Annotated in this window: 15 protein-coding genes; 2 read left to right on the top strand and 13 right to left on the bottom strand. The window is 65.2% G+C overall.

The features are described 5' to 3' along the window. Positions 1 to 3: 3 nt before the first annotated feature. From Q0P59_RS13810 to Q0P59_RS13800, 3 genes are all read right to left on the bottom strand, one after another. Positions 4 to 2,394 (bottom strand): MMPL family transporter, encoded by a 2,391-nt coding sequence (locus Q0P59_RS13810; protein WP_295007225.1) that lies wholly within the window; start codon positions 2,392 to 2,394, stop codon positions 4 to 6. Positions 2,395 to 2,410: 16 nt separating this feature from the next. Further along, entirely contained in the window at positions 2,411 to 3,409 is a 999-nt protein-coding gene (locus Q0P59_RS13805; RefSeq protein ID WP_295007224.1) for a YCF48-related protein, read from the bottom strand. A 183-nt stretch (positions 3,410 to 3,592) separates the two neighbouring features. Then, positions 3,593 to 3,796 carry a hypothetical protein gene (locus tag Q0P59_RS13800; RefSeq protein WP_295007222.1) on the bottom strand — a complete coding sequence of 68 codons (204 nt, stop codon included), beginning with the start codon at positions 3,794 to 3,796 and terminating at the stop codon, positions 3,593 to 3,595. Between the two features lie 273 nt (positions 3,797 to 4,069). Between Q0P59_RS13800 and Q0P59_RS13795 the strand changes: the two genes are divergently transcribed. Together Q0P59_RS13795 and Q0P59_RS13790 are read left to right on the top strand one after the other, a co-directional pair. Further along, complete coding sequence (locus Q0P59_RS13795) at positions 4,070 to 5,620, top strand: arylsulfatase (RefSeq protein ID WP_295007220.1); 1,551 nt, start codon at positions 4,070 to 4,072, stop codon at positions 5,618 to 5,620. A 109-nt stretch (positions 5,621 to 5,729) separates the two neighbouring features. Then, positions 5,730 to 5,969: a hypothetical protein gene (locus tag Q0P59_RS13790; protein ID WP_295007217.1), complete on the top strand. Its 240-nt coding sequence runs from the start codon at positions 5,730 to 5,732 to the stop codon at positions 5,967 to 5,969. Between the two features lie 61 nt (positions 5,970 to 6,030). Here the strand turns inward: Q0P59_RS13790 and Q0P59_RS13785 are convergent, their stop codons facing one another. The 10 genes from Q0P59_RS13785 to Q0P59_RS13740 all read right to left on the bottom strand — a co-directional run bounded on the left by Q0P59_RS13785 (position 6,031) and on the right by Q0P59_RS13740 (position 19,090). Continuing rightward, positions 6,031 to 6,285, bottom strand: a complete 255-nt coding sequence (locus tag Q0P59_RS13785; protein ID WP_295007215.1) for a DUF6489 family protein — start codon at positions 6,283 to 6,285, stop codon at positions 6,031 to 6,033. Between the two features lie 124 nt (positions 6,286 to 6,409). Further along, complete coding sequence (locus Q0P59_RS13780; RefSeq protein ID WP_295007213.1) at positions 6,410 to 7,057, bottom strand: TetR/AcrR family transcriptional regulator; 648 nt, start codon at positions 7,055 to 7,057, stop codon at positions 6,410 to 6,412. An 11-nt stretch (positions 7,058 to 7,068) separates the two neighbouring features. Next, positions 7,069 to 7,572: a phasin family protein gene (locus Q0P59_RS13775; RefSeq protein WP_295007211.1), complete on the bottom strand. Its 504-nt coding sequence runs from the start codon at positions 7,570 to 7,572 to the stop codon at positions 7,069 to 7,071. A gap of 25 nt (positions 7,573 to 7,597) precedes the next feature. After that, positions 7,598 to 8,497 (bottom strand): alpha/beta hydrolase fold domain-containing protein, encoded by a 900-nt coding sequence (locus Q0P59_RS13770; RefSeq protein WP_295007209.1) that lies wholly within the window; start codon positions 8,495 to 8,497, stop codon positions 7,598 to 7,600. A 127-nt stretch (positions 8,498 to 8,624) separates the two neighbouring features. After that, positions 8,625 to 9,146: a hypothetical protein gene (locus Q0P59_RS13765; RefSeq protein ID WP_295007207.1), complete on the bottom strand. Its 522-nt coding sequence runs from the start codon at positions 9,144 to 9,146 to the stop codon at positions 8,625 to 8,627. Positions 9,147 to 9,259: 113 nt separating this feature from the next. Then, positions 9,260 to 10,774 (bottom strand): wax ester/triacylglycerol synthase family O-acyltransferase, encoded by a 1,515-nt coding sequence (locus tag Q0P59_RS13760; RefSeq protein ID WP_295007205.1) that lies wholly within the window; start codon positions 10,772 to 10,774, stop codon positions 9,260 to 9,262. A 33-nt stretch (positions 10,775 to 10,807) separates the two neighbouring features. Next, entirely contained in the window at positions 10,808 to 11,734 is a 927-nt protein-coding gene (locus Q0P59_RS13755; protein WP_295007203.1) for an alpha/beta hydrolase, read from the bottom strand. A gap of 111 nt (positions 11,735 to 11,845) precedes the next feature. Then, the gene (locus Q0P59_RS13750; RefSeq protein WP_295007201.1) at positions 11,846 to 13,222 is read right to left on the bottom strand and encodes a DUF3336 domain-containing protein; all 1,377 of its coding nucleotides are present in this window, start codon (positions 13,220 to 13,222) and stop codon (positions 11,846 to 11,848) included. Positions 13,223 to 13,845: 623 nt separating this feature from the next. After that, the gene (locus Q0P59_RS13745) at positions 13,846 to 16,533 is read right to left on the bottom strand and encodes a LuxR C-terminal-related transcriptional regulator (RefSeq protein ID WP_295007199.1); all 2,688 of its coding nucleotides are present in this window, start codon (positions 16,531 to 16,533) and stop codon (positions 13,846 to 13,848) included. A gap of 262 nt (positions 16,534 to 16,795) precedes the next feature. After that, the gene (locus Q0P59_RS13740) at positions 16,796 to 19,090 is read right to left on the bottom strand and encodes a multiheme c-type cytochrome (RefSeq protein WP_295007197.1); all 2,295 of its coding nucleotides are present in this window, start codon (positions 19,088 to 19,090) and stop codon (positions 16,796 to 16,798) included. Between the last annotated feature and the right edge of the window lie 126 nt (positions 19,091 to 19,216).

Here is a 19,216-nt window from a genome sequence, read left to right as displayed (position 1 = left end):
TTTTCAATGCTTGTGCCCGCTCGCCGCCGGGCGCACCAGCCACGCCGCCAGTGCCGGCAGCAGGAAGATGGCGCCGATCATGTTCACCAGGAACATGAAGGCCAGCAGGATGCCCATGTCCGCCTGGAACTTCAGTGCAGAGAAGGTCCAGGTGATGACCGAAATGGTCATCGTCACCGCCGTGAACACCGATGCCGTGCCGCGCTGCTTGAGGGCAATCACATAGGCGTCCTTCAGCGAATGACCGCGCCCCTGCATCTCGTGCTTCATGCGCTCGAAAAGATAGATGCCGTAGTCGACGCCGACACCGACACCCAGGGCGACAACCGGCAGCGTATTGACCTTGACCCCGATGCCGAGCGTCGCCATGACGGCATTGCACAACACGGTGACGATGCCGAGCGGGATGACGATGCACAGCGTGATGGCCAGCGAGCGGAAGGTCAGCAGGCACAGACCGGCCACCGACACGAACAGCGCCAGGTTGACCCACTTGTCGGCGGCGGCGACGGCCTCGTTGGTGGCCGCCATGACCCCGACGTTGCCCAGCGCGAGCTTGAACTTGACCTCGTCGGCCGCGTTGGCCGCCTGGAAATCCTTGACCTGGTCGACGATGCCGGCAATGGTCGTCGCCTGGTGATCCCGCGTGTAGATGGAAATCGGCATCAGCTGGCAGCCCGGCGTCATGAACTCGTTGCCGTAGCGGTTGGCCACCGTCACACCCTGCGCGATCTGCGCCTTGTCTTCCGGGATGGCGCGCCACTTGACGAAGTTCTCGCCATACTGCTGGGTGCCGACCTTGATGATACTGGGCATGCCGACGACACTCTGCACACCCGGGTTCTGGCGCATCAGGAATTCGAACTCGTCCATCTTGTCGAGCACGTTGCGGTCGGTACAGGGAGCGGTCATGCCCTTGGCCTCGACCAGCACCTGCATCAGGTCGATGCCGATGTTGAACTTGCTGGTGATGACCTCGACGTCCTGGTTGTAGCGGGAGTCCGGGCGCAACTCGGGAACGCCCTTGCCCAGGTCGCCGATCTTCAGATCCGTGGCGATCATGCCGCCGGCGACCAGCAGGACCAGACCGACGAGCAGCGCCGGAATGCTGCCGCGCCGCGTGGCCAGCGGGCCGATGCGCTCCCACAGCGCATCGCCGGCGGTTTCCTTGCCGGCCAGCTTCTGTGCCGATTTCGCCGAGATCTTCATGTAGGAGAGCAGGATCGGCAACAGCATCTTGTTGGTGACGATCATCACCGTGACGCCGAGCGTGGCGGTCAGGGCGAGCTCGCGCACCATTTCGATATCGACAAAAGCGATCACCAGGAAACCGAGGGCGTTGGCAACCAGGGCCATGGCACCGGGAACAAACAGCTTCAGCACACAGATGCGCGATGCAGTCACCCCGTCCGCTCCCTTCAGGGTTTCCAGCTTCCACGCGTTGGTCATCTGCACCGCGTGCGACACCCCGATCGAGAAGATCAGGAAGGGAACCAGGATGGACATCGGGTCGAGCGCCAGGCCGAGCAGCGGCAGCAGGCCGAGCAGCCAGATCACGGGGACCACCGCGCAGATCAGCGCCCAGGCGGTCAGCATGGTCGAACCGGAGTACCAGCGGAGAACGGCGGCGGTGATCAGGAAGGCGACGGCGAAGAACGCGATGACGCCGTTGGCGCCGCTGGCGATGTCGCCCACCGACTTGGCGAAGCCGATGATGTGCAGCGACACGGCGTCGTTCTCGTATTTGCCGCGGATTTCCTCCAGGCGCTTGGCCACCTCCTGCAGGTCGAGCCGGGCGCCGGTCTGCGGGTCCTGCTCCTGCAGGGTTGCCACCACCATGGCCGAGCTGTGGTCGTTGGCGACGATGCGCCCGACCCACGACGACTTCAGCACGTTCTCGCGAACGGCGGCCAGTTGCTGCGGCGTTCCGGCGAAATCGGAGTCGACGATGTTGCCGCCGCGGAAGCCGTCCTCGACCACCTCGTGGTAGCGGACATTCGGCGAAAACAGCGAGGTCACCGAACTGCGCTCGACGCCGCGGACGAAGAACACGTCGTCGGTCACCTTGCGCAGGGTATCCATGAACTCCTTGTTGTAGATATCGCCGTTCTTGCTCTTGATGGCGATCAGGACCTTGTTGGCCCCGCCAAAGGTGTTCTCGTTCTCCAGGAAGGTCTGCATGTACTCGTGCTTGAGCGGCAGCATCTTCGAGAAGCCCGCCTCGACCTTGAGTTGCGTGGCGAAATAGCCAAGCACGATGGTGATCAGGATGAAGAGCAGCAGCAGCGGCTGCCGCAGGCGGAAGATCCACAATGCTGCCCGGCCGATGAAGTTGGAGGAGAAGTCCTTCTCGCTCAACCCCGGTTCGTCTTCGATATGTACGTGAATGCTCATGGAAGGCTCGCTTTGCTTAATTCTTCAAGGAGTCCAGATCGAACTGGCGGATACCGGAAGCGCCGGCGACCAGCAGGGAGCCGGCTTTCGCCTCGACCGCCTGGGAGATATCGCCGCCGCCCCGGGTGGCGCCCGTCTTGAAGCTGGCGCCGTCGTCGGCACTGACGGCGACCAGGCCGTTGTTGCCGACCAGGACGATGCGGCCGTCGGCGAGCACCGTGCCGCCATTCACCGCGCTGACGGTATTGAGGGGAATGCGCGTCCAGCTGGCGCCGCCGTCGGTGGAGCGGAAAACATTGCCGCGCATGCCGTGCAGCACGACGGCACCCCGCTGGCTGACGACGGCCCCGAAGAAGGAGCCCTCGTAGGGCACCGCCAGGCGCCGCCAGGACTTCCCTTCGTCCGCCGATTCGGCGAGGGTTCCGGACTCGCCGATGAGCAGCAGCTTCTTGTCGAGGCGGACGATCTTCATGATGTGCCGGTCGAACTCGCCTTCACCATCCGCCGGCGACGATGCGCCGGCGCTTTCCTGAATCTTGATCGACTCGCGGCTCCAGGTCTTGCCGCCGTCGGTGCTTTCCAGATAAAGGCCGAAGGTGCCGTAGGCGACGAAACGCTCGCCACCCAGGCAGGTGACGCCCAGCAGCGCGTCGCTCGGCCCGGCATCGACCTTGACCGGCACCCAGTTCTTGCCGCCATCCTCGGTCCTGAACAGCGATGCGGCATGCCCGACGGCGACGCCGCTCGCCCCGTCGCCAAAAGCGATGGCGGTCAGGGTGCGGCTGGTCGAGGTCCTCTGGGCCGACCAATCCTTGCCGGACTCGGCGCTCCAGACCAAACCCCGCTCGCCGACCGCAAAAACGGTCTCGCCATGCTTGCCGATGTCCAGCGCGAGAACGCGCTCGGGATTGATGCGCACCGGCGCCGATGCGCCGGCCGTCAGCGCCTCGCTGCTCAGCCCGAAGCCGAGTGCCAGGGCCGAAACCACTGCCAGCAACTGCTTTGTTTTTTCCATTTCAGTCTCCTCGCGACACCTTGTTCGACAATCGATTGCGATTGTGGCGATCCGCTTCTTATCTGCGATCCGCGCCGTGGATTCACGTGCCCGGTTTCGTTGATGCCATGTTTGCCGCTGCAACAGCCTGGAAGAATCCCCCAACGGGGGGGGGCATCGCGCAGCCGTCGGGGGTGGCCCCGACTACATGAACATGTCCGACCAGCCCTTGCCGCCGGAACCGGTGGACCAGGCCACGCCCAGCTCTCCGGCCTGGTGCGTGAAGACCTGCGCGGTGTCGCCCTGCGCCTGCAATATCGGCGACGATGCCGTGCGGATTTCATTGCCCGAACCGAAGCCCAGGGTCAGCGCCACGACGGCGAGCTGCAATTGCCTAGCCTTTTTCATTTCAGTCTCCTCGCGACCGCCTCGAGACGATCTGCTTTTTATTCACGATCCGCGCCGCCCATCCCCACCGGATTTCCATGCGCGATTTCGTTGATGCAATAGTTACCCCCGGCAACCCCCTGAAGAATCCCCCAACAAGGGGGGGGGCGGCATTTTTTTCGGGACTACCCCTTTCAGGGGATATTTCCACCGGATGGCGACGGTATATTGGCCCAATGGACCGTTGCCCCCGACGGGTGGCGGTCTCCCGGAACCAAAACACGAGGAGACAAAATGAGATTCCGACTACTGCTCAGCCTGATCCTGTTCGCCGCCGCTGCGCTAAGCAACGGCGCGTGGGCGGCGCCAGCGAAACAACCGAACATCGTCGTCATCTTCGGCGACGACATCGGCTACATGAACATCTCGTCCTTCGGCGGCGACATCATGGGGGTCCAGACGCCCAACATCGACCGGCTGGCCAAGGAAGGCATGCGCCTGACCTCGTTCTACGGCCACCCGAGCTGCACGGCCGGACGCGCCGCCTTCATCACCGGGCAGTTGCCGGTGCGCACCGGACTGACCCTGGTCGGCCTGCCGGGTTCGCCCACCGGGCTGAAAAAGGAAGACGTGACCCTCGCCGAAGTGCTCAAGACCAAGGGCTACGCCACCGGGCAATTCGGCAAGAACCACCTCGGCGACACCGAAGCCAGCCTGCCGCATCGCCGCGGCTTCGACGAGTTCTGGGGCAACCTCTACCACCTGAACGCCCAGGAAGAACCCTACGACCCCGACCGTGCCCGCATCATGGGCAACAGCACGGCTTTCCTGCCGCGCGGCATCATTTCCGGCACCGCCGACGGCCCGACCCAGGACGAAGGGCCGCTGACGCCGAAGCGGATGGAAACCGTGGACGACGAACTCCTCGCCAAGTCGAAGGACTTCATCGCCCGCCAGGCCAAGCAGGGCAAGCCCTTCTTCCTGTGGCACAACACCACCCGCATGCACGTCTTCACCCACCTGAAGGATGGCGTCAAGGGCACTTCGCGGGCCTCGGCCAGCGACAACTACGGAGCCGGCCTGGCCGAGCACGACGGCCATGTCGGCGAAATCCTCAAGCAGCTCGACCAGCTGGGCATCGCCGACAACACCCTGGTGATCTACACGACCGACAACGGCGCCTACCAGTACATGTGGCCGGAAGGCGGCACCTCGCCGTTCCGCGGCGACAAGGGCACGACCTGGGAAGGCGGCGTGCGCGTTCCGGCGCTCGTGCGCTGGCCGGGCAAGGTCAAGCCGGGTAGCGTGTCGGCCGACATCGTGGCGATGGAAGACTGGTTCCCGACCCTGGCCAGCATCGCCGGCGAGCCGGACACTGTCGCCAAGCTCAAGAAGGGCCAGCAATACGGCGCGACGACCTTCAAGGTGCACCTCGACGGTTTCGACCAGAGCGACTTCCTGACCGGCAAGAGCCCGAAATCGGCCCGCAACCATCTGTTCTACTACGATGAGCGCGACCTGACCGCCATCCGCCTCGGCCCCTGGAAAATCAGCTTCGCCTCGAAGCGCAACGGCAAGTGGGAGGACGCCCTGCAGCCCTATGGCCGGCCGAACATCACCAACCTGCTGATGGACCCCTTCGAGCGCCAGGACGGCGACGTAAACCGGGCCTGGGTCGAAGGCAAGGGCTGGGTCTATCTACCGGCCCTGCGCCTGATGCAGGAACACCTGGAGAGCTTCAAGGAATTCCCGCCGCGCGCGGGCGCACTCCAGGGCGACATGACGCGCATGATCCGGGAAACCATGAGCCGGGTCGAAGCCGGCCGGCGCAGCGGAACGAACTGACGAGCAGCGGCCACCAGGCAAGAGGTTTGAACATGGAAAACACCTTCCCTACCCATGCCGTACCGACACCGGCATGCTGCGTGGTGGCCACGCGCACCGGGTCCAGATCGTGCCTCAGGGCGGCCTGACCTGCCTCGTTCATGGTGTCGACGCGGAATCGCACCAGATGATCCCCTCGCTGGAGCGCATGCGCTCCAGCGAGGACATCGACCCGCTGACAGTGCAGGCCGGCGTCACCCTGCAGGGAGCCGAGGATCGGCACGACCGCCCCCTTCCGCTCGACCTCGGGGCGCGCGGCATGGCAACACTGGATCCGGCAAGCCTGCTGAACCCGGGGAAGATACTTTAGACCGGCCACGCGCCCCCCGGACCGGGGGGCGCACCAGGGGGCCGCCTCGTGGCGGCGCCGCTTACTTCTCCTTGCGCGTGGCGTTGAGCACGGCCCCCGTGCCGACCTGCATGAGTTGCTGGACCAGATTCAGGCCGGCGTTACCCAGCGGCGAAATCAACTGGCCCAGTTGCGAGAGTTGTTCGATGCTCGCCCCGCCCTGGACGAGTTTGGTCAGGTTGTCGACATAGGCTTCATTGACTTTCGTCACATCAGGAAGGCCAGCCAGACGGCGTGCTTCTTCCGGGGTGCAATCGATCTCGATGGTGGTTTTCATGCTGCGCTCTCCGTTCAAGGGTTGGAACTCGGGTCAAACGGTCAGATGGTCTGACGGGGTCATGCTATGGCCTGCTGCGGGCCGCTTGAGTCCCCCGAACAGGGAGGGCGGACAAGGGCCCCGCCTAGACCACGGCGTGCGGGGCTCCCGCCGGCAGGTATTTGTTCCGCAGGAAGCGCAGATAAGCGCGCTGGTTTGGATCGAGATAAGGTGCCAGCGGGGCGAGTGCCCTGAGTGCGGTGGTCTCGAGTGCGCTGCCGGCGTTGCTTCCCTCACGGGCAAGGAGTTCGAAATTCGGCCAGCAGCAGACGATGAAGCTGAGGTGAACTGCGAGTTCGACGATCACTTCGTCATCGACCTCGATCAGTCCGGCTTCCTGCATGCCCTTGCACGCTCTGGTCATCGCATGCTCGATGGCGCCGCGAATCCGCTGCAGGCTGGCCTGTGCATCCGGTGTTTCGGCCAGCACCTGATCGAGGTCGCGCAAGGCGAAGCGATAGCGCAGGCAGACCTCAAGCAGCAGGTGCAGATACATCCAGAAGTCATCGATTCCGCCGTAATGGTCCGGGGCGGCCGATGAAATTTCGCCGACCGCACGCTCGAAGCGTGCGATCAGCGCGGAAATCAGCTTGGCGCGGGTGTTGAAGTGGTAATGCAGGTTGCCGGCGCTCATCTCAAGGTCGAGCGCGATCTGGTTGAGCGCGACGCGCCCAACCCCCTGATCGTTGAAGAGCACGCGCGCCTGCTCGAGAATCCGGTCGCGGGTTCTCATCGATGCCTTGCTCAGGAGTTCGCAGAGCCTCGCCGGGCCGGCTGCTTCGTGGCCCGGAGTTCGCGAACCTCGGTCTCGAGTGCTTCGATGCGCATGAGCAGCGCGCTTAGTTCTGCCCGGTGGGGAATTCCGAGGCGGGCCAGAGCGTCGCATACACGCCGGTCGAAAACGCCTTCGAATTGCCCGAGCTGTTCGTCGACCCGCAAGGCCAGCGTCTTGACCGAGCGCTGCGCGGCCTCGGTCGAATCGTCCACCAGGGAGCGCGAACGCTCTTCGAGCGATCGTCCGGCGCTTACCAGGTTCTCGAAGGACGGCAGGCCGGGGGCTGCCGTGGCTGTGGTGCTGCGGCCGATCGAGCCGAGCGCCCCCAGACCGGCAAGCCAGAGCTCGCGGTTCTTTTCAAGCAGCAGATTGGCGATGTTCTCGCTGGTATCGATGGCGCTACGCGCAATGCCCTTCCGGGTCCGAGCCGTCCCGGTTGCCGCCGGTTCGGTGGATATCGTCTTCTTGGTCATGATTTGTCTCGCTTGGGCCTGATGTTCAGCCGATCTCGTTCAAGATGAATTTGGCGGCGGCACGAAGCGCGGATTGGGCTTCGGGAAGTTTCCACCAGAACACGTGCCAGCCCGGGGGAACGCCCTTCCACACTTCCAGTCTTGCCGATCCGCCTTGCGCATCGAGCGCTTCGGCCATTCGCACGCCGTCATCGCGCAGCATGTCCAGATCGGAACATTGCAGCAGCACCGGGGGCAAGCCCTCGAGATTCGCTTCGAGCAGCGAATGTGCCGGATCCCGCTGCGCCAAGGGGCCGAATACCATATCGAGTGCGCCCTCAATCACGTTCCGGGACGTGATCGGGTCCGCCTCGTGATTGCGGTCGAGCGATTCCGCGCGCATCAGCGGATCGAAGAATGGGCAGAGCATGACCAGCGCCGCCGGTTGCGGTTTGCCCTGGTCGCGCAGCCGGATCGCCAGCCGCATGGCAAGCCACGCGCCCGCCTGGTCGCCTGCCAGGATGACGGATCCTGGATCGCCGGCGTGATCCAGGACATATTCGAAGGCGGCGTCTACGCTGGCCTCGATTTCGCTGAGGGCGTGTTCCGGGGCAAGCGGATAGTCGAGCGCCCATACCGTGCCGACGCGCTCCATGGCGAGTCCACAGGTGGTACCGCGGTGGGTTTGCACCGAGCCCGACATCAATGCGCCACCGTGCAGGTAGAGGATGGAGGCGGTGCCGCACGGCTGCCGGTGCGCGATCCGTTCGCCGCGAAATCCGGCCTCATCGATCGCTTCGACGTCCAGTTCGCGCGGCGGCGGCGGCATGTAGCGATCGAGATAGCCATCGATGGCTTCCCGCGATGAGGCCAGGGAAGCCTCCTTCAAGCGCGACTTCACGCCGACACGCAGGTAGGTCTTGAGCAGGGAGTTTTGCCAACTCATGGATTCAGTCACTCCGTTCCAAGACATCCGGACGACATGAACTTCTTCCGGGGGTGATTCTGAAATGCAAAAAACACGATCGAAGGAAACACCGGTTCCCGCGATCGTGTTCGATCGGGCGAAAGGCTTACTCTGCCTTGGCGGCAGCAGCCGTGGCCTTGCGGGTCGACGGCTTGACCGACGTTTCAGCGCGTGCTGCGGATTCGATCACTTCGACAGGACACGGCGCCACTTCGACCACGCGCGCCACTTCACCCGCCACCCGGGCGATTTGATCGGTGAGCTTTTCGAGCACGTTGAAACCCGGTGCAATGAAACGATCGAGGTCCACATTGCCGATCGACAGCTTGCCGGTCAGCTTCGTCGCCTGCTCTTCGGCGAAATCGGCTGCCCAGCCGACGGTACGGCGTGCCTGGTCGCCGTAGATCCTGATCAGGGACTCGGCCTGGACTTCGATGGTCTCGCCGGCCCGGTTGGCGAGCGACTGAATTTGCGACTCCTGCTCGCGGCTGACCGCCTTGACGACGCCGACCGGGAAGCTCCCGAGGCGGCCAAGGCCGCCGCACTGGGCGTCGATCAGGGCGAGCGCGGCGCGGCGCTGGTTGGCAATGATGCTCTGGGTGCTGGCGACGATGGCGTCTATGCTCATATTGATTCCTTTGTGTGCGAGTGGGTGATGTTCATGTTGCAGGACGAAGTTTCGCCGCGGTTGCGTAGTCGGCGAAACCTAATCAGGTCGGGTACTTAGGGTGTTCGCCCTAATCAACTCGCGATAACCTTCTTGGCGCCGCCCTTCGTCGTGCGCGTCGCCGCCGCCCGCTTGCGTGCGGGGGCCTTCGCGGCCGCCTCGATGGGCGCGTCGGCGCTGGCTTTGCCGTCGGTTTCGACGGACTTGGCGGCCGCATTTTTGCCGGCCAAGGCCAGCAACTCGTCGAATGCCTCCTGGCAGCAGGCGACCAGCCTTTCGGGGTCGGGCACGATATCGTGGCTGGAGATGATGCCGAGTTCGAGCACAGGGCCCACACCCAGCACAGTGAAACTGACGCCGACACCTGTGCCGATGATGTTCATGGGATGGAACGACTCAAGGCGCACCCCGCCCAGATACATCTGATCCCGTGTTCCCGGGACGTTGGACACCGTGAACGTGGCAGCCGGCATAGCCAGTTGGGTCGCGTTCAAACCTTGGGCGATCAAGAAGAGCGTTGTCGAATAACTCGCCGCAGCGGCTTTGGAGAGCTTGCGGATTTCGCGCTTGGCGCTGTCCATGTTGGCGATGATTTGGGGCAGTCGCTCCGCCATCGTCGCGTCGCTCTGGCCGAGCGGGCACAAGATCACGGAAATCTTGGTGCCGGCCTCCTTGTCGTCCGGGTCGCGCAGTGAAACGGGGATCAATCCGACGAGAGGACGGGACGGGGTTTCGCCGAGTGCCTTGAGGTAGCGCCGGGAGCCGCCATCGACAACGGCCAGGAGCGCATCGTTCAGCGTGCCGCCCATCGACTTGGCGATGGCCTGCATCGGTTTGATCGGCAGGCCCATGCGCCCCAGCGTGCGTCCGTAGCGGATGGGGCCGTTGAAGCGCGTCTTCGGTGCCGTGAACGGAAGGCTTGAGAGATCCAGCCCCCCCGAAAGTGCACCGAACAGCTTGCCGGAGAGCACCGTATTAAGCATTTCACCGAGGGACAGTATCTGACGCGTGAAATCCGTGACAGTGTTGGACAACTGGCCGACCAGATCGGTGGGAGCGCTATGTCGGGAGTCCGGGAATTCGACCGCGAACAGCGGTTTCTTGAATTCTTCCGCCGGGTCCGCGCTGAGGGAAGCCAGGATTCGCGCCAATCCCGAGGCGCCATCGATGATCGCATGATGGATCTTGACGTAGATCGCGAAGCCGCCGCTTTCAAGGCCATCGATGACGATGACCTCGAACAATGGCTTGCTGCGGTCGCACCCGATCGCATGCTGTTCCGCGGCGAACTCATCCAGTTGGCGCGGCGTGCCGGGCGCCGGAAGGCTGGCGCGCCGGATGTGTTGCGCCATATCCATCTTGGCGACCGTCTGCCAGGATGGCCGGCCGAACAAACCGAATTCGGGAATGACATTGAAGGGGTATACCGGTGTTTGCGCGCGCAGGTAATCGGTCAGGTCTTCGAGGTTCCACCCGACTTTGGCGGACGGCTTTTCGAAAACCATCAGGCCGCCAACGTGTTGCGTAATGTCCTTGGACTCGCCGAGCAGAAACATCAGGTCGAGATAAGGGATATCCATCTTTTTCATGAGACAGCTCCTCAGTTCAATGAAGTTTTGTTGTCATCGTGTCAGGTTTCGATCGACGAATTGGCGCAGCTGCGTCCGCGCCTGTCTGGTTTCAGTAAAAGCATCGACCAGTTGGAAGACATGCGGCAGGTCGCGCCACATGGCTAATTCTGCGCTACCGCCCGCGGCGCGGACGCGTTCGGCCATGCGTACCGAGTCGTCGCGGAGCATTTCCGAGCTGCTGCACTGGAAAAGCAAGGGCGGCAGGCCAGTGAGGTCGGCAAACAGCGGCGAGGCATCCGGCCGGGTTACATCGGCCGGCGCGCTCAGGTAGACGCCCCGCACGAAGCCGATCGCCGCCTTGGTGAACATCGCGTCAGTGCGCTCGTTCTCATTGACCGAGGCGCCACTGAAGGTCAGATCGGTGACCGGCGAAAACGCGAATGCGCATCGCGGCAGCGCCAATCCTTCATCCCGGGCCCGAATCAGGGTCGCCAGGGTCAGGTTTCCCCCCGCTGAATCCCCGCCGACAACCAGGTGCTCGCTGTTGCCGCCAAGCCCGGCGAGGACCTGCCGATAGGCCGCCAGGCAATCGTCGCCCGGCGTCGGGTAGGGGTGTTCCGGCGCGAGGCGATAGTTCGGCAGAAATACCCGGGCTTGCAGCAGGTTGGCGAGGGCCTGGGAAAAGCGCCGGTAGCTTCCGACCGGATAGGTCACGAACGCGCCACCGTGCAGGTAAAGCACGACCGCTTTGCAGTCATCGCGGCCATCCGGCGCGAACCACTCGCCCTCCAGGCCCGGCCCGAAGGCCTCGGGCTTGCCGGGTCTGACGTTCTTATCCAAGAGATGGCTGACCGCCTCGGTTCGGCGACGCAGTTCCGCAGCGGTCAGATCCTTTCTTCTCCAGAGCCTTTTCATCGTCAGGCGAAAGGCCCCGTCGAAGACGCGGCGGATGCCCCAGGAATAGACGTTTTTCAGCATATTTCGTCGCACGGGAAGGTTCTCGGAGGTGTGTATTGAATCATCACCATGTCATGCCTCCCATCCCCCGCGTGGGGGAGGACTGGCGGTCGCCCGGAAGCCGTTTCGCACTCATGATGCGGACATCATTTCGACCAATGTATGGTCGTAGGCACCCCTGATCCGATCGAGGGTCCGGCTGATCAGGGTGCAGTTGTCGATCAATTCCAGGTGGGGCAAACACTGTGCTTCACCGTGGGCCACCAGTTCCAGCGTGGTGGATAGCGCTATCGGCGACAGGGCTTCACGCAAGGAGACGATGCTGCGCGCCGGAACGATGTTGATATCCGCCGTATATTCCTGCGCGGCAACGGAATGAAACATCATGCCGATCGAATCGACGACCGGCAAACTCCGGGTCAGGACGGAGGTCAGCGGCCGGAACAGGGCGAGGTTGGCGCGGAAGACGCCGGTCGCCCAAGCCACCAGCTCGCGCGGAAACAGGCCGGACTCCCCGGAATGTTTGAGTATCCAAAGCACGACGGGATTGGTCTGGCTGGTGATGAAGTGATTGACACCGTACAGCCGGGCCAGTCGGCGCGACGGCAGATCGAGCGCAACCGAGCCGTCGATCCATCGCTGCCCCGCAACGTAGGGGCGACGGCGGCCGTCATAGGTTTTGGCGAACAGCTCGACCGAAGGGTGGACGACAGGCACGGCCGTGGACGCCATCACCGCATCCCGAATCAGGACGTGTGGGGCGGTAATGGCATTCAGCAAGCGCGACGAGCCGGTCACATTGGCCGGCGTTACCGAAATATTGAGGGCCAGCCCGGAATGTTCGTAGGCTTCGGCAAAAGTCAGGTCGGGAATCCACCCCTCGACCAGGTCCCTCACCGCCTCTTGGTCGATCAATTTCGTCGGCAGGAGATTTTTTTTCCCGGAGAAGACAGAGCTGGAAGACGCCTCGCTGAAAAACCGTCCGAGGCCGGGGCCGGTCAGGAGTTCCTTGCGTTCGGCTTCGCTTTTTGTCGCCACCAGCGAGGCGACCAGCGCCCCCCCGCTCGAACCGGAAATCACCTTCGGCAGCTGCCCATGCTCGACAAGCACCTTGACGACCCCGAGATGAAACGGGGTCAGCGAGCCGGCCCCGCTCAACATCAGCGCGGATCGTCCATAGCAGTGGCTGGCCCGACGAAACAGGTCGATTCGCTCCTCCAGATCCCGGCCGGAGCACGGTGAATCGGCCAAGTCCTCGAACGCCGCCGCCATTTCTTCGAGATAGCTGCGAATCAGGCGTCGCGTTTTCGGCGACGTTGCCTTGAACGACACCGGGTCGCCGATCCCACCCAGATTGCCATGCACGCCTTCGTTGATGACATAGATGAGCTCGCGGACGTCCTCGTGGCGGCGCGCCGTGCGAACGGCCTCGAGGCGACCGTGGATCAGGTCCAGGTCGATGGCATTTCGTTTGCCGCGTGCGGCTATTGCATTCGTTGCGCCGTTCATTGAACGCTCACCCGCCTGGCAGACTCGGGACGCCGGGCTAGGACGATGCTCCGGTGGTTCATGCAGGTCTCCTTCCGGCGCGTCCGCGATGGCGCGGCCCGGTGTGATGTTGATGCGTAGTCGAGGGGTGCCAGACCGATCGGACCGGCTGCACAGCCAACGGTGCCAACAGCGCCGGCGGAGTCCGTCGTCGGCTCATGATCGGCGCCCCGCGAGCCGGCATCACTCCCCCTTTCGGGGGAGCGCCGAACCCGCCCGGGCTGTGCGGCCCCGCCACTACGCCACCACTGACGCGCCCCCTGAATTGGGGATTGGAGTGCCGCCCGGTGTGCTCAAATCAGCATCGAAACAAATTGGACGAACCCTGGCATGGCAACCGATATCACCGGATGCGCGTCATCCAGGAGCGCCTCGAGAGCTTCAGGGAATTCCCGCCGCGCCCGGGCACATCCAGGGCGACGTCACACACACGATCGTGGAAACCATGAGCCGGGGCTAAGCCAGCCGGCGCAGCGGAACGAACTGACGAAGCACTGGCGGGCGATACCGGCGCCCGCCAAAGCAGAACAAAGAAACAGCCCCCGTTTTTTTGCAAACGGGGGCTGTTTTCGGCCGACAGTCGGTCAGGCGCTGCTCAGCAAGGACTGGGCGCGAGCCGCGGCCTGCGCCCGGTTATCGACCTTGAGCTTGGCATAGACATGCTTGAGGTGCGACTTGACCGTTTCCGGCGCGATGCCCAGCGCCCGGGCGATTTCCTTGTTGGAATTGCCGTCGGCCAGCAGCTTCAGGATATGGTGCTCGCGCGGGCTGAGCATTTCCCCGGCCGGGCTGGCGCTTTCCTTCAGCTCGACCTCGACGCGGACCAGGGCGCGTTGCAGCTTGCTGAGCAGCGGCAACATCTCGGCCGGCAAGTGCCCGTTGACCAGGGCCAGCAGGGGCGCCGCCGACATCGGCTGATCGATGATCGGCCGCACCGCGCCCGACTGCGCCGCCAGCCGACAGGCTTCGGCGAACACCCGGCGGGCGCCGTCCTCATCGCCCTGGCGCAGATGGGCGAGCGCCAGGGTCGTATTCAGGCGCACCAGTTCGACCATGTTGCCCCGGGAGGCGAGGATCGCCAGCTGCGGTTCGAGTGCCTCGATGGCCGCCCTGTCGCGCCCCTCCCCCATGCGGACCCAGGCCTTCGCCAGGGCCACGTGGCAGACAATCGCCCCTTTGCCGTAGCCGGGCCGCACCGCCGTCAAGGCGGCCAGCGCCTCCAGGCGCTCCATGCACCCTGCGGCCTCGGCGATGCGACCGTCCTCGACGGACAGGCGGACGCGCTCAACCAGCATGGCCACCTCGGCCCGATGCCAATGCCGCGCCGCGAACAGCCGTTCCGCCTCGCTCAGGATACCCCGCATCCGCTGGATGTCGCCGGTGGTCCGGGCCTGGGTGATGGCGACCCGATAGGCGCCGATCACGCAATCCACCGACCCGACCAGGGTGATCGCATCCCAATGCGCCGAGTAAGCCTTGAACGCCTCGTCGAGGCGGTTCTGCTCGTAGCGGACAAGGGACAGCCTGCCCACGATCAGCGCCGACATCATGCTCACCCCGTCGTGGGCCGATGTTCCCGCCTGCATGGCCTCGAGCAGATAGTCGGCCGCCCGGTCGAGATGCCCGTTCGCGAATTCCGCCGCAGCCAGGATGGTCATGTAGTAAGCCGAGGCGATCAGGTAGCGGCCGGGTTCGTTCGGTTCGCGACGCAGCGGCGGCATGGCGTAAAGGCTCTGCCAGCGGCATGCGTCCAGATGCCCGGCGGCGACGATGGTGGTCAGGACATTCCGCACCCAGCCATCGAGCTGCCCGCCGAGCAGGCATTCCGCCGCCAGCTGGCCGGCCGTCTCGCTGTCGTCGGAAAAAGCGATCATCATCGCGCGCAAGGCCCGGCATTCGACACGTATGGCCTCCGCCTCCTCGCCCTTTTCCGACTCGATGTCGGCCTCGACGCCGGCGAGCAGCTTGCCTGCCTCCTCGATGGCCATGCCCAGGCCCAGGCCCCAGGCCAGGGCCAGCCGCAAGCGGCAGGGGCTTTGCAGGACGTAGGCGTGCAGCTGGCGTTCCCAGGCCATCAGGGTAAACACGTCGCCGCATTCGACCAGGGGCATCGCGCACTGGTTGATCCAGGTCAGCGCCTGGGCGGAATCCCCGGCGGCCAGCGCATGCTTGACCGCGTCCGCCCACAGTTCGCGCGTCGCGTACCAGTTCGCCGCCCGGTTGTGCAGGGTGACGATCTCGGCGCCGAGCAGCCCATGCAGGCGCCGCTGCAGATATTCGCGAAACAGCGGATGAAAGGCGAACCACAAACCGTCCTGGTCGAGCACGCCGAGGAAGAGCTGCTGCCGCTCGATGCGGTCGAGCATGGCCTGCCCGTCGAAGCGTTCGGTCAACGCTTCGGCCAGGGTGCCGGAAATGCGCTCGACCACCGAAATGCGCAGCATGAACTCCGTCAGTTCGGCCGGCAGATGGTCGAGAAGCTCGGCAAAAAGCCCGGAAATCGGCTTCGACAACCCGGAGAGCCGGCGCAGGTAGGTCGAGGTGTCGCGCTGTTCGCGCAGCGACAGCATGACCACGCGCAGGGCCGCGACCCAGCCTTCGGTGACCGAACTTAGCGCCCACAAGTCGTCGGCCGGCAAGTCCGCATAGCCTGCCTTGCGGACCAGCTGCGCGGTTTCCTCGACGTCGAAGCGCAGGGCCGAACTGTCGATGTCGAGCACCTCGCCCCGGGCGCGCAGGGCAGCCAGCTGCAAGGGCGGCTCACCGCGGCCGAGAACGACCAGGTGGAAATTCTCCGGCGCGTGCCGGAGCAGCAGCGATACCTGCTGGTGGATGCGCTCGCTGGTGATCAGGTGATAGTCGTCGAGAAAGAGGAATATCTCGTCCGACAGGGCGGCGATATCGTTCACCAGCGTTGCCGACAGATAGTCCACCGAGCGCAGCAGCGGGTTGGACAGATCCTGGCTGACGTTCCAGATGCTCGGGCAGGCCTTGTGCAAGGCGGCGCCGACATAGAGCGGGAAACGTTCGGGATCGTCGTCTTCCGGATCGATCGACAGCCAGGCGACGCGGGCGCCGCTGGCCGCGAGTTCGTCGGTCCAGCCCAGTGCCAGCGTCGTCTTGCCGCTGCCGGGCGGCGCCTTGACGAGCGTCAGTAGCCGCCCCCTGCCTTCGACGAGCAGGGGATGCAGGCGCGGGCGTGCGATCACCCCGCGCACCCGGCGCGGCGGCTGAAGCTTGGTGACGAGGAAGGGAACGTTCGTATTCAGCACGGACGACTCCTTTCGTTACGGCCAAACCGGGCTCTTCTGCCGGCGCGAAGCCAGCCTTTCAGTTCCATCGAGCTGCGCAAAGTTTCTTGTCTCCACGTAATAGCGGTTCTGTCGCGCTTCGGCGACCGATACCGATGAAAGGCTCTGCGGCCTTCTTACTAAAGTAACCAATACTCCAATGCCTTACCGGTCAGGTCAAGGCCCGGCTCCCGCCGGTTCCGGCCGGCGGAAGGCGCCGCGCAAGGCTTCCGCGCGCGCCGGCTCAATCCCGCACGGATGGTGCCAAGCCTTTTTCCGCCGCCTTGCGTTCGCCGGCCTCGGCGAAATAGCGGGCAGCCAGTTCGTTCAGCTGCGCGTTGCGTGGATGCCTGGCGAGCGCCAGACGCAAGGGCTTGAGCGCCGCCTTGACGCCGGAAATATCGTGCTCCGCGACGATATGGACATAGACCATGCGCACCGCCTCCGGCCTGAGCGCCGCGGCCTGCCGGAGCTGCGCCAGGGCTTCGCCGGGCATGCCCTGGCGGATCAGCGACAGCCCCAGCGCATGCCGGATTTCCGCCGAACCCGGGTTGCGCGCCACGGCCTGCCGCAGCAATTCCGTCGTCTGGCTCCCCAGCCCCCGCTGTTCGAGCAATTGCGCGAGATTGACCCAGGCCGGCGCGAATCCCGGGTCGATCTCCAGCGCCCGCCGATACGCCTGGTCCGCCTCGCCTCCCTGGCCCCGCGCAGCATGCAGGTCGCCCAGGCGGACCATGGCTTCCGGGCGGTCGGCGTTGAACTGCTCGGCGGCAATCAATTCCTTCACGGCGGCGGCGAAGGCCGGGCGCGCCGTTTCCGGCAGCGCCGCCTCGGCCTCCCCGGCCAGGTGGCGAGCCGCCTCGATGCGAACGAGGCGCCGCGGGTCGCCGAGGCGGGGCGCCAGGTAATAGGCCCGCTCCCGCGCCGGGAAGCTGGCCATGGCGCCGACCGCTGCCCAGCGCAGGGTGTCGTCGGCGGCGTCGAGCTGCCCGGTCACGGCCCGCCGGTTCGCCGGGTCGCCGGCGGCATCGCCGCCGAGCAGCAAGCCCAGGCGGTGCATGGCGCTGGCCCGCACCCAGGCGGGACGGCCGGCGTCCGCGATGATCCCGTGCAGTGCCGGCGTGGCGCTCACCTCCTCGCCTTCGGCCATCCGGAAAACCTCGGCAAAATCCTGCGCGCCGCCCCTGGGTTCCGGATACCAGCGCCGGATGGCGTCGGCCGCCCAGGCCGCGCCCTTCGCCTGGTGGCAGCTGTCGCAGGCGTTGGGAACGCCCAGGCTCAGGCTGCGATCCGGGCGCGGAATGCGGAAGCTGTGGTCGCGCCGCGGGTCGACCCCCATGTAGGTTCGCGCCGGCATGTGGCAGGCGACGCACTGCGCGCCGGCCCCGGCCGGATGGTGGTGATGTTCGGCGCTGTCGAAGCGCGTCGCGGCATGGCATTGCGTGCATAGCGCGTTGCCCGCCGCCCGGACTTTGCCGGAATGCGGCTCGTGGCAATCCGAACAGGTCACCCCCGCCGCGTTCATCCGGCTTTGCAGGAAGGAGCCGTAGGTGAACACCTCATCCTGCTGCTGGCCGTCGGAGAAATAAAGGCCGGACTCGAGCAGGGCCGGCTGGTAGGCGTCGAGCAGCGGCTGGCCGGCGGCGTGCGCGTCGGAAAACTGCCCCCGCCGGGCGTGGCAGCGGGCGCAGACGTCGATTTCGCGCTGCGTGCCGCGGCCCACGCTTCTGTGTGGCGCAATGCCATCGCGCTGCCAGGTCACGCCTTGCCGTTCGTCGAGACGCGCCAGCAGCCCGTTCGCGCCCCCTGCACGCTCGGCCGGCGCTTGCGCCGCCCACGCCAGGTGGGCCGAACCGGGGCCGTGGCAGGCCTCGCAACCGACGCTGATCTCGGACCAGGTCGTCGCGAAACGCCCGGATGCGGCGTCGAAGTTCTTGCGCAGATTGGTGGAATGGCAGTCCGCGCACTGGTAGTTCCAGTTCTGGTCGATGCCGGCCCAGTGCCGGGGCTCGCCGGGCAGCGCGCCGTCTTCCGGGAAGAGATGGAACCAGCGCTGGCCGCCTTCCCGACGCGAGCGGCTGTCCCAGGCCACCCCGAGCGCCTGGCGACGGCCGTCCGGAAAGCTGACCAGATACTGCTGCAGCGGATAGACGCCGAAGGTATGGCTGACCTCGAATTCGCGCAGCTTGCCGTCCTGGCCGGCCGTGCTCGCGAAAAGTTTCCCGTCGCGCTCGACATAGCGCGTTTCGCCGCCGCGATGCCGGAATGCCTTGCCATCCACTTTGGCCAGCACCGCCCCGCCCTCCACCGGCTGCATCGCCAGCGCGTGCTGGGAGCCCTGCCAGGCCTTCGCCGCCTCGGCGTGGCAGCGCGCGCAGGCGGCGCTCCCGACATAGGTTGGCAGCGAGCCGGCCGGGGCATCGGCCGCCGTCGGCGACGGGGCTGCCTCCTGCCGGGCAGCCAGGAACAGGGCCAGCCCGCCCCCGAGCAGCATCAGGAGCACGGCCGCTGCGGCAAGGAATCGGGGGGATGTTCTCATGGTGGGCAAGGGCATCGGCTAATCGACTCGGCAATTCGACTTTTGGCAATAATAGCCGCGTCAGGATAACCGCGATGTATCCCCGCCGTCCCTCCCCCATTACGGGGAGAAAACACCTTGCCGCCG

It is taken from the genome of uncultured Dechloromonas sp. (genome assembly GCF_945957265.1).
Classification (GTDB): Bacteria; Pseudomonadota; Gammaproteobacteria; order Burkholderiales; family Rhodocyclaceae; genus Azonexus.
Note: the sequence above shows the minus strand (reverse complement) of the source record. Positions and strands in the feature narration are given on the sequence as shown.

Coding starts and splice junctions, on each gene's coding strand:
- Q0P59_RS13810 (WP_295007225.1), bottom strand. CDS start 2,394: ATGAGCATTCACGTACATATCGAAGACGAACCGGGGTTGAGCGAGAAG.
- Q0P59_RS13805 (WP_295007224.1), bottom strand. CDS start 3,409: ATGGAAAAAACAAAGCAGTTGCTGGCAGTGGTTTCGGCCCTGGCACTC.
- Q0P59_RS13800 (WP_295007222.1), bottom strand. CDS start 3,796: ATGAAAAAGGCTAGGCAATTGCAGCTCGCCGTCGTGGCGCTGACCCTG.
- Q0P59_RS13795 (WP_295007220.1), top strand. CDS start 4,070: ATGAGATTCCGACTACTGCTCAGCCTGATCCTGTTCGCCGCCGCTGCG.
- Q0P59_RS13785 (WP_295007215.1), bottom strand. CDS start 6,285: ATGAAAACCACCATCGAGATCGATTGCACCCCGGAAGAAGCACGCCGT.
- Q0P59_RS13780 (WP_295007213.1), bottom strand. CDS start 7,057: ATGAGAACCCGCGACCGGATTCTCGAGCAGGCGCGCGTGCTCTTCAAC.
- Q0P59_RS13775 (WP_295007211.1), bottom strand. CDS start 7,572: ATGACCAAGAAGACGATATCCACCGAACCGGCGGCAACCGGGACGGCT.
- Q0P59_RS13770 (WP_295007209.1), bottom strand. CDS start 8,497: ATGAGTTGGCAAAACTCCCTGCTCAAGACCTACCTGCGTGTCGGCGTG.
- Q0P59_RS13765 (WP_295007207.1), bottom strand. CDS start 9,146: ATGAGCATAGACGCCATCGTCGCCAGCACCCAGAGCATCATTGCCAAC.
- Q0P59_RS13760 (WP_295007205.1), bottom strand. CDS start 10,774: ATGAAAAAGATGGATATCCCTTATCTCGACCTGATGTTTCTGCTCGGC.
- Q0P59_RS13755 (WP_295007203.1), bottom strand. CDS start 11,734: ATGCTGAAAAACGTCTATTCCTGGGGCATCCGCCGCGTCTTCGACGGG.
- Q0P59_RS13750 (WP_295007201.1), bottom strand. CDS start 13,222: ATGAACGGCGCAACGAATGCAATAGCCGCACGCGGCAAACGAAATGCC.
- Q0P59_RS13740 (WP_295007197.1), bottom strand. CDS start 19,090: ATGAGAACATCCCCCCGATTCCTTGCCGCAGCGGCCGTGCTCCTGATG.